Annotated in this window: 14 protein-coding genes; 5 read left to right on the forward strand and 9 right to left on the reverse strand. The window is 36.1% G+C overall.

The genetic code is table 11. From position 1 onward, the window contains the following. Nucleotides 1–68 precede the first annotated feature (68 nt). The gene (locus LQ617_RS08490) at nucleotides 69–683 is read left to right on the forward strand and encodes a deoxynucleoside kinase (RefSeq protein WP_037589930.1); all 615 of its coding nucleotides are present in this window, start codon (nucleotides 69–71) and stop codon (nucleotides 681–683) included. After that, a complete protein-coding gene (locus LQ617_RS08495) occupies nucleotides 673–1,341 on the forward strand; it encodes a deoxynucleoside kinase (protein WP_025904877.1) in 669 nt (222 codons plus the stop codon). The genes LQ617_RS08490 and LQ617_RS08495 overlap by 11 nt, the downstream gene beginning before the upstream one ends. A 49-nt stretch (nucleotides 1,342–1,390) precedes the next feature. Here the strand turns inward: LQ617_RS08495 and LQ617_RS08500 are convergent, their stop codons facing one another. The 4 genes from LQ617_RS08500 to LQ617_RS08515 form a co-directional block, all read right to left on the reverse strand. Then, the gene (locus tag LQ617_RS08500; RefSeq protein WP_239740175.1) at nucleotides 1,391–2,101 is read right to left on the reverse strand and encodes an HAD family hydrolase; all 711 of its coding nucleotides are present in this window, start codon (nucleotides 2,099–2,101) and stop codon (nucleotides 1,391–1,393) included. Nucleotides 2,102–2,171: 70 nt separating this feature from the next. Then, on the reverse strand, nucleotides 2,172–3,266 hold the full coding sequence (locus tag LQ617_RS08505) for a branched-chain amino acid aminotransferase (RefSeq protein ID WP_025904875.1): 1,095 nt from the start codon (nucleotides 3,264–3,266) through the stop codon (nucleotides 2,172–2,174). A 106-nt stretch (nucleotides 3,267–3,372) separates the two neighbouring features. Then, entirely contained in the window at nucleotides 3,373–4,335 is a 963-nt protein-coding gene (locus LQ617_RS08510; RefSeq protein ID WP_037589928.1) for an L-threonine 3-dehydrogenase, read from the reverse strand. Between the two features lie 308 nt (nucleotides 4,336–4,643). Then, nucleotides 4,644–5,831 carry a glycine C-acetyltransferase gene (locus tag LQ617_RS08515; protein ID WP_025904873.1) on the reverse strand — a complete coding sequence of 396 codons (1,188 nt, stop codon included), beginning with the start codon at nucleotides 5,829–5,831 and terminating at the stop codon, nucleotides 4,644–4,646. Between the two features lie 153 nt (nucleotides 5,832–5,984). Between LQ617_RS08515 and LQ617_RS08520 the strand changes: the two genes are divergently transcribed. From LQ617_RS08520 to LQ617_RS08530, 3 genes are read left to right on the forward strand one after another with little or no spacing between them, the layout of a single operon-like run. Continuing rightward, on the forward strand, nucleotides 5,985–7,154 hold the full coding sequence (locus tag LQ617_RS08520; RefSeq protein ID WP_239740189.1) for an amidohydrolase: 1,170 nt from the start codon (nucleotides 5,985–5,987) through the stop codon (nucleotides 7,152–7,154). A gap of 2 nt (nucleotides 7,155–7,156) precedes the next feature. Next, entirely contained in the window at nucleotides 7,157–8,356 is a 1,200-nt protein-coding gene (locus tag LQ617_RS08525; protein ID WP_239740176.1) for an amidohydrolase, read from the forward strand. Then, nucleotides 8,340–9,515 carry a M20 metallopeptidase family protein gene (locus LQ617_RS08530; RefSeq protein WP_239740177.1) on the forward strand — a complete coding sequence of 392 codons (1,176 nt, stop codon included), beginning with the start codon at nucleotides 8,340–8,342 and terminating at the stop codon, nucleotides 9,513–9,515. The genes LQ617_RS08525 and LQ617_RS08530 overlap by 17 nt, the downstream gene beginning before the upstream one ends. Nucleotides 9,516–9,586: 71 nt before the next feature. Here LQ617_RS08530 and tuf read toward each other — a convergent pair whose 3' ends face one another. The 5 genes from tuf to LQ617_RS08555 all read right to left on the reverse strand — a co-directional run bounded on the left by tuf (nucleotide 9,587) and on the right by LQ617_RS08555 (nucleotide 14,462). Continuing rightward, nucleotides 9,587–10,777 carry an elongation factor Tu gene (gene tuf / locus LQ617_RS08535; protein ID WP_037589925.1) on the reverse strand — a complete coding sequence of 397 codons (1,191 nt, stop codon included), beginning with the start codon at nucleotides 10,775–10,777 and terminating at the stop codon, nucleotides 9,587–9,589. Nucleotides 10,778–10,913: 136 nt separating this feature from the next. Further along, the gene (gene fusA / locus LQ617_RS08540) at nucleotides 10,914–12,995 is read right to left on the reverse strand and encodes an elongation factor G (RefSeq protein WP_239740178.1); all 2,082 of its coding nucleotides are present in this window, start codon (nucleotides 12,993–12,995) and stop codon (nucleotides 10,914–10,916) included. A 142-nt stretch (nucleotides 12,996–13,137) separates the two neighbouring features. Continuing rightward, nucleotides 13,138–13,608, reverse strand: a complete 471-nt coding sequence (gene rpsG / locus LQ617_RS08545) for a 30S ribosomal protein S7 (RefSeq protein ID WP_025904867.1) — start codon at nucleotides 13,606–13,608, stop codon at nucleotides 13,138–13,140. An 85-nt stretch (nucleotides 13,609–13,693) separates the two neighbouring features. Further along, nucleotides 13,694–14,116, reverse strand: a complete 423-nt coding sequence (gene rpsL / locus LQ617_RS08550) for a 30S ribosomal protein S12 (RefSeq protein ID WP_037589923.1) — start codon at nucleotides 14,114–14,116, stop codon at nucleotides 13,694–13,696. 91 nt (nucleotides 14,117–14,207) lie between these two features. After that, nucleotides 14,208–14,462: a ribosomal L7Ae/L30e/S12e/Gadd45 family protein gene (locus tag LQ617_RS08555; RefSeq protein WP_025904865.1), complete on the reverse strand. Its 255-nt coding sequence runs from the start codon at nucleotides 14,460–14,462 to the stop codon at nucleotides 14,208–14,210. Between the last annotated feature and the right edge of the window lies 1 nt (nucleotide 14,463).

Here is a 14,463-nt window from a genome sequence, read left to right on the forward strand (position 1 = left end):
GTCACATTTCACTCCGTTTAATTTGTGATAGAATAGGTATGTCTATTTTAACATCTGGAGAGATATATATGAAAAAAACCTTTATCGCAATTGAAGGACCAATCGGCGTCGGGAAAAGCTCTTTAACGAAAAAGCTTGCTGAAGCGCTCCATTACACTGAAGAATTTGAAATTGTTGATGAGAATCCATATTTAAGTGATTTTTATGACGATATTTCTAAATGGAGCTTTCAAACCGAAATGTTCTTCTTGTGTCATCGTTACAAACAGTTAACCGATTTAGAAAATATTAATGGTATTGTGAGCGACTATCATATCTTTAAAAATAAGATTTTCGCTAAAAACACATTAAATGAAACTGAATTTGATAAATTTAGTAGAATTTATGATATCTTAACTGAAGATATTCGCATGCCTGACCAAATTATCTTTCTCGATGCATCCCTCGAAGTACTTCAACAACGAATTGCCCATCGAAATAGATCGTACGAAACTCAAATTGAAAATGATTATTTAGCTCAACTTAAACGTGACTATAATCAATTTTATGAAGAAGTAAAAAATGAAATTGATGCCATTCAAATCGATACTTCTCATTTAGATTTCGTGAATAACACCGCAGATTATCAACAAGTCTTAAACTTATTACAACCTTTGATTGGAGAGATTATACATGACAAATAAAGTCATACCAAATGATGCTATCATCACAATTGCTGGTACTGTTGGTGTTGGAAAATCATCTTTAACACAAGCACTTAGCGAACGACTAAACTTCAAGACTTCTTTTGAAAAAGTCGATAACAACCCTTATTTAGAAAAATTTTATCACGACTTTGAACGTTGGAGCTTCCATCTACAAATTTACTTTTTAGCAGAACGCTTTAAAGAACAAAAGAGAATGTTCGAATATGGTGGCGGATTTATTCAAGACCGTTCAATATATGAAGACGTTGATATATTTGCTAAAATGCACGAAGAACAAGGCACAATGACTGAAGAAGATTATGCGACGTATAGAGAATTATTTGAAGCAATGGTTATGACACCTTACTTCCCTAAACCAGACGCATTAATCTATTTAGAATGTGACTATAACGACGTCATCCAACGTATCCAAAGACGTGGACGTCAAATGGAAATCGAAACAGATGAAGCATATTGGAAAAAATTATTCTCACGTTATGATAATTGGATTAACAACTTTACAGAATGTCCAGTTGTACGTGTAAATATTAACGACTATGACTTATATGAAGATCCAGATTCCATTAACCATATTATAGATAAAATTGCGCATGTCATTGAAACACACCGTTCAATCGATACACGCGTGAAATAATAAAAAGGCCATAAACATGCTGTTATAAGCATATTTATGGCCTTTTATTTTATTTACTCCATTCCGCTTCTTGTGCGTAAAATTCATTAATATCTTGATAAATAAAGTCTGCATCTGATAAATCTTCTTTATTACCCGTACCGCTCAGAACGCCAATAACTTTCTTGAAGTGTGCATTCTTACCCATTTGTATATCTGTTGGTGTATCGCCTATAATCACAATTTCGTCTGGTGATACGTTCCATTTTTCATAAAAGTCTTCTACCATTTTTGGATTTGGCTTTTGATAACCGTTAATGGATGCTGTTATTTTTTCATCTATTAAATGACCTACACCTGCATCTTGAATAAATCGATTTGTCCCGTCGATATCATCACTTGTTATAATTGCAACTTGGTATGATTTCTCTTTAAATGCGGTTAATGTTTCTACCATTCCTTCTATAACGATGGTTTCTGGCTCGTACTCTTCGATTAAATCTTTGCTTAATTGTACTGTCCAGTCTTCAATTTCTTTTGGATCAGCATTTTGTGCAAATTGTGTAAACACACGTATGATATCAGCTAATGTTCCAGATGCTAATATACCACTTGATAGAAATTGTCCGTCTACATATCCTAACGCTTCTTGTAATGCTTGTTTCTGCTCTATATGATATTTCTCAACAAAACGATCGATCATCACAAGTGATATTTCAGACCATGTTTCATCAAACTTAAGCAATGTCCCATCTTTATCAAATAATAACCATTTAATCATCACTTTACTCCTTTAAAAAAGAGCCTGCTACAGATACTGTCTCAGACTCTCTTCTTATTATTGAATTTATTTACACAATTTCAATGTGGCTTTCTTGTCCTACAACAACTCTCCAACCATGTTTATCTTCTTTCTTACCTGTTTGGATTGCTGTATATTCATCAAACAACGTTTGAGTAACCGGACCGATTTCATTATTATTAATTGTAATTTCAGCTTCTTCGTATTTTAGGAATCCTACTGGAGAAATAACGGCTGCAGTTCCTGTCCCGAAAATTTCTGTTAAACGACCGTCATGATGAGCATTTATAATATCATCAATAGATAATCGTTTCTCTTCAGTTTCATAACCTAACTCTCGAGCAAGTTCGAGAACTGTTTTACGCGTAATACCTGGTAAAATACTACCATTCAACTCAGGTGTTACAACTTTGCCATCGATGACGAAGAATATATTCATACTTCCGACTTCTTCGATGTATTTTTGTTCAACGCCGTCTAACCATAATACTTGATCAAATCCGAGTTCATTAGCACGTGTTTGCGCGATTAAACTTGCTGCGTAGTTACCACCACATTTAGCAAATCCAACGCCACCTCTTACAGCACGTACATATTCATCTTCAACATATATACTTGTTGGTTTCATTTGATCATCACCGTAATAAGCGCCTACTGGAGAAAGTATTACTAAAAATTCGTAGTCCGTAGAAGAACGCACACCTAAGTATGGTTCAGTTGCATATACAAATGGTCTAACATATAAAGATTGACCTTCTCCACTTGGAATCCAATCGCGCTCTAAATCAATAAGTTGAATTAAACCGTTCAACACTTTTTCTTCATCGATTTGAGGCATTTCAAGTCTTTTTAAAGATAAATTAATTCGCTTGAAATTTTGGTCAGGTCTGAATAACGTAACTTCATCACCATCTTTATATGCTTTCATTCCTTCGAACACTGTTTGTCCATAATGAAGCCCTTGTGCACTTGGTGACAACGTAATCGGCCCATATGGAATTATTTTAGGCTCTGACCAGCCTTCACCCTGTTTATATGACATAGATAGCATATAATCAGTAAAGATTTCGCCAAAGACCAAATTTGAAAAATCCGGTTTCTCTTTAAGCTGTTCACGCTTTTCTACGTAAAATGTTTCTGTCATAATGATTCCTCCTAGGCTAATTAATAATTAATGTTATCAAGTATATCAGTCATAGAGGCGTTATTCAATGAATTTTTGGAAAATTTAAAAAATATACACAATAAAATTACTGTTTAGCTAAATTATCTTTTTCTTCAATGGCTTTAAGCATTAATGATGTCATTTTTTCTAAATCATAAGTTGGTGAAAAGTCCCACTCTTCTTTCGCACAAGTTGAATCAATAGAATTTGGCCAGCTATCAGCAATTGCTTGTCTTTCTGGATCCACATCATAACCTAATTCGAAATCAGGCATATGTTTTTGGATAGCAGCTTTAATTGTCTCAGGATCAACGCTCATTGCGCTCACATTGTATGCATTACGGTTAATTAATCGTGAACTATCCGCTTCCATCAATTTAATGATTGCATCAATAGCATCATCCATGAACATCATATCCATAAATGTACCTTTATCAATATAGCTATCGTATCTTCCTTCTCTGATAGCTTTGAAATAAATTTCCACTGCATAGTCAGTTGTACCGCCACCTGGTTCTTTAACATAAGAGATTAACCCAGGAAATCTCATACTTCTAGTATCTACGCCAAATTTCGTGTAGTAATAGTCACATAATAATTCCCCAGCTACTTTGTTTACACCATACATTGAAGTTGGTCTTTGTATTGTAACTTGTGGAGTCATATCTTTAGGTGTATTTGGTCCAAACGCACCGATCGAACTTGGTGTGAAGAATTGCATATCGAATTCACGTGCTATTTCAAGTGCATTCACTAATCCACCCATATTTAAATTCCAAGCGAATAGTGGATTCTTTTCAGCAGTTGCTGAAAGTAATGCCGCCATATGCATTAAAGTATCTGCATTGAAATTTTTAACTAATTCATGGAATCTTTCTTGATCTGTAACATCTAAAATTTCAAATGGTCCATTATTAATTTCGCTGTCACTTTCTGGTTCTCTAATATCAGTCGCTAATACATTTTCATTACCATATTTATTTCTTAACTTTATAACTAATTCTGTCCCTATTTGTCCTAACGCCCCAGTGATTATTATCTTTTTCATTTTAAATCCTCCTGTATTGTTGAAATGTTCATTTGTACGCACAAGAAAGACAAAAGCGCTTTCTTCAATGATATTTTACTATATTTTTATCGTTTTGTATACTTCAGAAGTACATTAGAAAGATAAATAAAGTTACCTAATACAAAAAAACAATCGTATTGTAATACATAAGTCGAGAATAAAATGTTAGTTACGGTATGTTTCGTTACAAAAGTACGGAGTTCAGTTACTAACTATCGCCTGAATAGTTATAAATTAAAAGCGCATGGGACGTATACATTTGTCCCATGCGCTTGATGAAATATTAATTATAGTAATCCTAATTCTTTACCGATTTTTTCATAAATATCAATTGCTTGATCTAGTTGTTCTTTTGTATGAGCGGCTGTTGGCATGTTTCTTACACGGCCTGTACCTCTTGGAACTGTTGGGAATACGATTGCTTTCGCATACACACCTTCGTCCATTAATCTCTTACTAAATGTTTGAGCTTTTTTCTCTTCACCGATAATTACAGGTGTAATTGGTGTTTCTGAATGACCAATATCGAAGCCTTTTGCTTTTAAGCCTTCTTTTAAGTAATTAGCGTTATCCCATAATTTATCATGTAATTCTGTAGAAGCCATTAATTTTTTAACTGATTCTGTAATAGCTTTAGTATCCCCAGGTGCTAATGAAGTTGAGAATAAGAATGGTCTTGACGCAACTTTTAACCAGTCGATTAAATCTTTAGTACCAGCTACATAACCACCTACAACACCAATTGCTTTTGATAGTGTTCCGATTTGGAAATCAATTTTGTCTTGAAGTCCGAAATGTTTAACTGTACCTGCGCCTTTACCCATTACACCAGAACCATGCGCGTCATCAACATATGTGATTAAACCAAACTCTTCAGCAATTTCTACAATTTCAGGTAATTTTGCTACGTCTCCATCCATTGAGAATACGCCATCTGTAATGTACATAACTTTATTATATTGACCTGATTCAACCGCTTCTTTAGCTTTCGCTCTTAAATCATCCATATCTGAGTGATTAACACGAATAATTTTTGCTTTAGATAAACGACAACCATCAATAATTGAAGCATGGTTTAATTCATCAGATAAGATTGCATCATTTTTATTCATAACAGCTGAAATAGCAGCCATGTTACAGTTAAAGCCTGATTGGTATGCAATTGCACTTTCAGTACCTTTGAACTGAGCTAAAGTTTCTTCAAGTTCTCTATGCAAGTCTAATGTACCATTAATTGTACGTACTGCCCCCGCACCTACACCGTGAGAATCTATCGCATCTTTAGCAGCTTTCTTTAAATCTTCATCTGTTGCTAATCCAAGATAGTTATTTGAAGATAAGTTAATGTAATTTTTACCTCCAATTGTAATCTCAGCACCATTTGCACCTTCAACGACATCAATCTCGTTATATAGGCCATTGTCTTTTAATTCATTTAAATTTGTTTGTAAGAATGAATCTAATGTTTGTACCATTTAAACCTTCTCCTTTAGCACTTTTTCTCAATCATAACACATCAAAATCAAAGAATTAAGCGTTATCATCTTAAATTGAATTGTTTAAATTTTCTATAAATTTTGCTACAATTATCATATTATATTTTTAAAGAACTGAAAGAAGGTTTATTAATGGTTAATTGGAAAGAAGAAGTAGATAAAAAATTCGATCGACTTGTAGACATCAGAAGATATATGCATAAAAATCCTGAACTATCCTATCATGAGGAAAAAACTCATGATTTTATTTTATCTGAATTAAAGAAACTAGATAAATTAGAGATTAAAGCGCCAGTCGGGGAACGTGGTATTGTCGCTAAATTAACAGGGAATGAACCTGGTCAAACGATCGCATTTCGCGCTGACTTTGATGCTTTACCTATTCAAGATGAAAAAGACGTACCTTATAAATCGACTGTTGATGGTGTAATGCATGCTTGTGGTCATGACGGTCATACCGCTACACTCTTAACATTCTGTGAAATACTGCATGAACATCAACATTTGCTTAAAGGGAATGTTGTTTTTATTTTTCAATATGCAGAAGAATTAAGTCCTGGCGGTGCTAGCCCAATGGTTGATGATGGTGCATTAGAAGGTGTCGATAAAGTTTATGGAAACCATTTTTGGAGTGGTCATGAAACATCTTCAATTAAGACACGTCCTAATGAAATGATGGCATCACCTGACTACTTTGAAGTGACCATTCAAGGTAAAGGTGGTCACGGCGCTAAACCTCATACATCAATCGATCCGATTGTAATCGTAGCTGAATACATTTCTAGCATCCAAAAAATCATTTCTCGAAACTTAGACCCAATAGATCGAGGTGTGATTACAGTTGGGAAAGTAGATGCGGGTACTGCATTTAATGTTATTAGTGATACGGCTACTTTAGCGGGTACTGTTAGAACATTTAAACCAGAAGTTAAAGACACAATAGAAGCTGAGCTTGAACGTGTCTTAAAAGGAATTTGTTTAGCCAATAACGCGACTTATGACTTTGAATACCGTAGAGGCTATCCTACAGTCGTCAATCACGAAGAACAATATGAAGTGGTTAAAGAAGCTGCTGAGCGCTTAGATTTAACTTATGAAGACATCCCTCCTATGATGATAGGTGAAGATTTCTCATACTACTTACTTAATCGTCCAGGTTGTTTCTTCCTAACAGGTAGTGGTAATGAAGATAAAGGCTCAACTGCCCCACACCATCACCCTATGTTTGATTTAGACGAAGAAGCGATGAAAACGACGACACAAATGTTTATTCAAGTACTTGAGATAGAAGGTGTTCTATAAGAATGAAAAATATTTTATTACAAAAAGTTGAAGACTATTATGATGAAATGATTGAAATCAGAAGATATTTACATATGAATCCAGAATTATCTTTTGAAGAAGTGAAGACAACTGCTTATATTGCACATTACTTAAGAGAATTAGGCATTGACGTTCGTGAAGGTGTCGGTGGACGTGGTGTTGTAGGTACATTAAACAAAGATAAAGAAGGTCCTACATTAGCGATTAGAGCTGATTTTGATGCATTACCTATCCAAGATGAAAAGGAAGTACCTTACAAATCAACAGTTGATGGCGTCATGCATGCTTGTGGTCACGATGCCCATACGGCTGTATTGTTAATGACTGCGAAAATTTTATCTGAACATAAAGATGAAATTAATGGTCGCGTCGTCTTTATTCACCAACATGCTGAAGAAGTCGATCCTGGTGGTGCTATTCAAATGATTGCTGATGGGTGTTTAACAGGCGTTGATGCGATTATCGGGCAACATGTATCTAGTCATTTAGATGTTGGTAAAATCGGCTATAAATACGGTACAACGACAGGTATTCCGGATGACTTCTGGATTACTTTGAAAGGTAGAGGTGGACATGCTGCACATCCTGATCAATTAATTGATCCACTCGCAGCAGGTATACAATTATGTAACGATTTACAATACATTGTTTCACGTAAAACAAGTGCACTCTCTCCTGCCGTTTTATCCATTACAATGTTCAATGCTGGAGAAACGAATAATGTCATACCAGATACATGCAAAATTGGTGGAACGATTAGAACTTTCGACTCAGATACACAAAATAGTGTCATAGAAGGCTTTAAGAAAGTATTAGAAGGCATTGCGACTTCTACCGACGTTACTTACGACTTGAAATATAGTAAAGGGTATCCCCCTGTCATTAACACGGAACGTGAAACTGATCTTATATTAGAAGCGACTAAAGAAATTGATAGCGTTGAAGAACTCGTAGAATTAGAAGCAAGTTTAGGTGGAGAAGATTTTTCTTATTATCAACAGCGTGTTCCCGGTGCATTTTTCTATACAGGCACGAGAAACGAGCATTTCAAAGCCGACTTCCCTCATCACCATCCAAAGTTTGATATTGATGAGCAAGGCTTAATAAACGCTGTACGCATCTTCTTACTCACAACATTTAAGTTTATGGAAAGGAATGATATTCATGACATTAACGACTGAAGTTAATCAATACATGGATGAATTAATAGAAATTAGAAGACATTTACATCAGCATCCCGAACTTTCTTTTCAAGAAGAAAATACAAAGAAATACATAGCTGATTATCTTGAAAACCTTGGAATTGAAGTTAAAAGAGAGGTCGGTGGTAATGGCTTGTTAGGTTATATAAAAGGTGGACATGAAGGCCCAACGATTGCATTAAGAGCTGATTTTGATGCATTGCCAATTCAAGACGAGAAAGATGTACCTTATAAATCTAAAGTCGATGGTGTGATGCATGCTTGTGGTCATGATGCGCATACAGCAAGTTTACTCATCACTGCAAAAATTCTTAAAAAGCACGAGCAAGATATTCATGGGAATGTCGTATTAATCCATCAACATGCTGAAGAGTCACTTCCTGGTGGCGCTAAAGCGATGGTAGAAGCAGGTGCACTCGATGGTGTGGATTATGTCTTCGGAACACATACAGCAAGTCATATTGACGCAAATAAAGTTGGATTTTGTTCTGGACCAGCATATGCTGCAGCAGATTCATTTGAAATTGATATACAAGGACTAGGCGGACATGGCGCTATGCCTCAACTAGCTAAAGATCCTATCGTTGCTGCATCTTCATTGATTGTCCAAGCACAAAGTATCGTTTCAAGAACAGTAGATCCTTTAGAATCGGCTGTCGTAACGTTCGGCACATTTAAAGGTGGTAATGCATTCAATGTAATCGCAGATAAAGTTCAATTATCAGGCACTATTAGAACATATTTACCATACGTTAAAGATCAAATTAAAGAACGATTAAACGGCATATTAAACGGTATCGAATCAAGTTATGGTGTTAAATGTCATTTGAAATATCACGATGGCTATCCACCAGTAGTAAATCATGAGAAAGAAACAGAATGGGCTAAAAAACTTGCTTCCGAAATTGATTCAGTTGAAGAAGCTTTCGATTTCCCTCCTTCTTTAGGTGGCGAAGATGTTGGTTATTTCTTACAACATGTTCCAGGAACATATTTCTTTACTGGTGTAGGTAACGAAGCACTTAAAGCGACTTATCCGCATCACCATCCAAAATTCGATTTAGATGAACAAGCACTACAAAATAGCGTCAAATTATTCTTATCTATTATTGAACATAGTGATGAATTAGAAAAATAAGCAATAAAAAAACCGAGACAACTTAATGTCTCGGCTTTTATTTTGTTTAATCAAGTTTGTTCAATATCGAATTAAGCTTCGATGATTGTAACAACGCCTGATCCAACTGTACGTCCACCTTCACGGATTGAGAAACGAGTACCGTCTTCAATAGCGATTGGTGAAATTAATTCAACGTCCATTTCAACGTTGTCGCCAGGCATAACCATTTCAGTACCTTCTGGTAAGTTAACTACACCAGTTACGTCAGTAGTACGGAAATAGAATTGTGGGCGGTAGTTTGTGAAGAATGGAGTATGACGTCCACCTTCGTCTTTAGATAATACATAAACTTCAGCTTTGAATTTAGTGTGAGGTGTGATTGAACCTGGTTTAGCTAATACTTGACCACGGTTAACGTCTTCACGAGCAACACCACGTAATAATGCACCGATGTTATCTCCAGCTTCAGCGAAGTCTAATAATTTACGGAACATTTCAACACCAGTTACAGTTGTTTTAGAAGATTCTTCAGTTAAACCGATGATTTCAACTTCTTCACCAACAGTGATTTGACCACGTTCAACACGGCCTGTAGCAACAGTACCACGACCAGTGATTGAGAATACGTCCTCAACTGGCATCATGAATGGTTTGTCAGAGTCACGTTCTGGAGTTGGAATGAATGTATCAACAGCTTCCATTAATTCCATGATTTTATCTTCGTAAGCTTCGTCGCCTTCTAATGCTTTTAATGCTGAACCAGCAATTACAGGAACGTCGTCGCCTGGGAAGTCATATTCAGATAATAAGTCACGAACTTCCATTTCAACTAATTCTAATAATTCTTCATCGTCAACCATGTCAACTTTGTTTAAGAATACTACTAATGCAGGAACACCTACGTTACGTGATAAAAGAATGTGTTCACGAGTTTGAGGCATTGGACCGTCAGCAGCAGATACTACTAAGATACCGCCGTCCATTTGAGCAGCACCAGTGATCATGTTTTTAACATAGTCAGCGTGTCCTGGGCAGTCAACGTGCGCATAGTGACGTTTTTCAGTTTCATATTCGATGTGTGAAGTATTGATTGTAATACCACGTTCTTTTTCTTCTGGAGCGTTATCGATTTGGTCGTAAGAACGAGCTTCTCCGTCACCAGAACGTTTTGCTAATACAGTTGCGATAGCAGCTGTTAAAGTAGTTTTACCATGGTCAACGTGACCGATAGTACCAATATTGGCATGTGTTTTTGAGCGATCAAATTTTTCTTTAGCCATTATGAAATCTCTCCTATTCATATTAAAAATTATTTTTTATTTAAGCCTCATGATGGTTACTCACCATCATGAGGATAACCTATAGTTAATTTATAAATCATTTTGATGAAAAAATCAATTTATTAAAGCGAATGTATTATTCACCTTTGTTTTTCTTGATAATTTCTTCAGAAATTGATTTAGGAACTTCTTCGTAGTGATCAAATACCATAGTATAAGTACCACGACCTTGAGTGTTAGAACGTAAGTTTGTAGCGTAACCGAACATTTCTGAAAGTGGAACAAATGCACGAACAACTTGAGCGTTACCGCGTGCTTCCATACCTTCAACACGTCCACGACGACTTGTTACGTCACCCATGATGTCTCCCATGTATTCTTCAGGCATAACGATTTCAACTTTCATCATTGGCTCTAAGATTACAGGGTTACATTTTTTAGCTGCTTCTTTAAGTGCTAATGACGCAGCAACTTTGAAGGCCATTTCAGATGAATCGACATCATGATATGAACCATCATATAGTTTAGCTTTAACGTCAACTAATGGATATCCAGCTAATACACCGTTTTCCATAGCATCTTTAAGACCAGCTTCAACTGATGGAATGTATTCACGAGGAACTACACCACCGACGATAGCGTTTTCGAATTCGAAGCCGCCACCTTGTTCGTTAGGTGTGAATTCAATATGAACATCACCATATTGTCCACGTCCACCTGATTGACGAGAGAATTTACCTTGAACTTGTGCAGATTCTTTGAACGTTTCACGGTAAGATACCATTGGAGCACCAACAGTACATTCTACTTTGAATTCACGTTTCATACGGTCTACTAAGATATCAAGATGTAATTCACCCATACCACCGATGATAACTTGTCCAGTTTCATGGTCAGTGTGTGCATGGAATGTTGGATCTTCTTCTTGTAATTTAACTAATGCGTTAGTCATTTTATCTTGGTCAGCTTTAGATTTAGGCTCAACAGATAAGTGAATAACAGGTTCTGGGAATTCCATTGATTCTAAGATAATGTTATCTTTTTCATCACATAAAGTATCACCAGTACCAGTATCTTTAAGACCAACAGCACCTGCAATGTCACCAGAATATACAGTAGAAATCTCTTCACGAGAGTTAGCGTGCATTTGTAGGATACGACCTACACGTTCACGTTTACCTTTAGTAGAGTTTCTTACGTATGAACCAGATTCCATTGTACCTGAATAAACACGGAAGAATGTTAATTTACCTACGAATGGGTCAGTCATAACTTTAAACGCTAATGCAGCGAATGGCGCTGAGTCATCAGGTTTAGCAATTACTTCTTCATCTTCGTTATCAGCTCTATGTCCGATAATAGGTTTAACATCTAATGGTGATGGTAAGTAGTCAATAACAGCGTTCAACATTAATTGAACACCTTTGTTTTTGAATGCTGTACCACATAATACAGGGTAGAATTCAACATCACAAGTAGCTTGACGGATAGCCGCTTTAAGCTCATCAACTGTGATTTCTTCTCCACCTAAGTATTTTTCCATTAATTCGTCATTTGATTCAGAAACAGCTTCAATTAAAGCTTCACGAGCTTCTTCAGCTTGTTGTTTATGAGATTCTGGGATCTCAATTTCGTCAATTTCAGTACCTAAGTCATTAGTGTATTGGAAACATTTCATTTCTACTAAGTCAATAATAGCGTTGAAATCGTCTTCCGCACCAATTGGTAACTGAATTGGGTGAGCATTTGCTTGTAAACGCTCATGTAGTGTACCAACTGAATATTCAAAGTTAGCACCCATTTTGTCCATTTTATTAATGAATACAATACGAGGTACTCCGTAAGTTGTAGCTTGACGCCAAACTGTTTCAGTTTGAGGTTCAACACCTGATTGCGCATCAAGAACAGTTACAGCACCATCAAGTACACGTAATGAACGTTCAACTTCAACTGTGAAGTCTACGTGTCCTGGTGTATCGATGATGTTTACACGGTGACCATCCCATTGTGCAGTAGTCGCAGCAGAAGTGATTGTAATACCACGCTCTTGCTCTTGTTCCATCCAGTCCATTTGTGAAGCACCTTCATGTGTTTCACCAATTTTATGGATACGGCCTGTGTAATAAAGAATACGTTCAGTAGTAGTAGTTTTACCAGCATCGATGTGAGCCATGATACCGATATTACGAGTGTTTTTCAAAGAAAAATCTCTTGCCATAGTATTCTTACTCCTTCCAAAACATTGGATATTTGGTTGTTGTTTATATAGATACTTTGATACCCTAAGTGTTTAAAAAACTATAGATGACCTATAAATAAGCCTCTTTATAATTTTAACGCTTAGGGTTCTAAGTTCTATCTTACCAACGGTAATGAGCAAACGCTTTGTTAGCTTCTGCCATTTTGTGAGTGTCTTCACGTTTCTTAACAGCACCACCAGTGTTATTGGCAGCATCTAAGATTTCATTAGCTAAACGCTCTTCCATAGTTTTTTCACCACGAAGACGCGCGTAGTTAACTAACCAACGTAAACCTAAAGTAGTACGACGTTCTGGACGTACTTCTACAGGTACTTGATAGTTTGAACCACCTACACGGCGAGCTTTAACTTCAAGTACAGGCATGATGTTGTTGATAGCTTCATCGAATACTTCCATAGCATCTTTACCTGAACGTTCTTGAACAAGTTCGAATGCAGAATAAAGAATTCTTTGAGCAGTACCACGTTTACCATCAAGCATGATTTTGTTGATTAATTTTGTTACTAATTTAGAGTTGTGAATTGGATCTGGTAAAACATCTCTTTTTGCAACTGGACCTTTACGAGGCATAATCGTAATCCTCCTTCCTCATTATAAAGTTTAATTGATTTATCGTCATTTAAAAAACTGTTATTTACAGAAATTTAATGTCAAATTATTTTTTAGCAGCTTTAGGTTTTTTAGCACCATAAAGTGAACGGCTTTGCATACGACCGTCAACACCAGAAGTGTCTAAAGCACCACGTACGATATGGTAACGCACACCAGGTAAGTCTTTTACACGTCCACCACGAATAAGTACAACACTGTGTTCTTGTAAGTTGTGACCAATACCAGGGATATACGCGTTTACTTCGATGTTGTTTGATAAACGAACACGAGCATATTTACGTAAAGCTGAGTTAGGTTTTTTAGGTGTCATTGTTCCTACACGAGTACATACACCACGTTTTTGAGGAGAGTATACAGTAGTCATTTTTTTCTTCATGCTATTGTAACCTCTGTTTAATGCTGGTGCAGTTGATTTTTGTGTTTTGCTAGTACGAGGTTTACGTACTAATTGGTTAATAGTAGGCATCTTTAATGTCCTCCTCTCTTCATTTCTTAATTCCACACATCCAGGTGGTTCATTTTAAGTCAAATAAAAATAGTAAGCACAGCTTACACATTTATTTAAGCAATGCAACAACTGTCGCATTAACTTCTATTCCATAGCGTGATCCAAGTTCTTGTCGACTAGGACTATAACTTATCGGAACGCCTGTCTCAAATGCTATCGATAACACTTTCGACAAAATATGAATATTGACATCTTGAGCAATGATTACTTGACGTACATCATGCTTCAATAATGCTTTAGTGGTCTGTTTTAAACCAATGACATAACTGTCTTGATTTAAGCTTAAGGCTTTTTCATTAGACATT

The sequence above is a fragment of the Mammaliicoccus sp. P-M59 genome (assembly GCF_022386135.1).
In the GTDB taxonomy this organism is placed as follows: domain Bacteria; phylum Bacillota; class Bacilli; order Staphylococcales; family Staphylococcaceae; genus Mammaliicoccus; species Mammaliicoccus sciuri_A.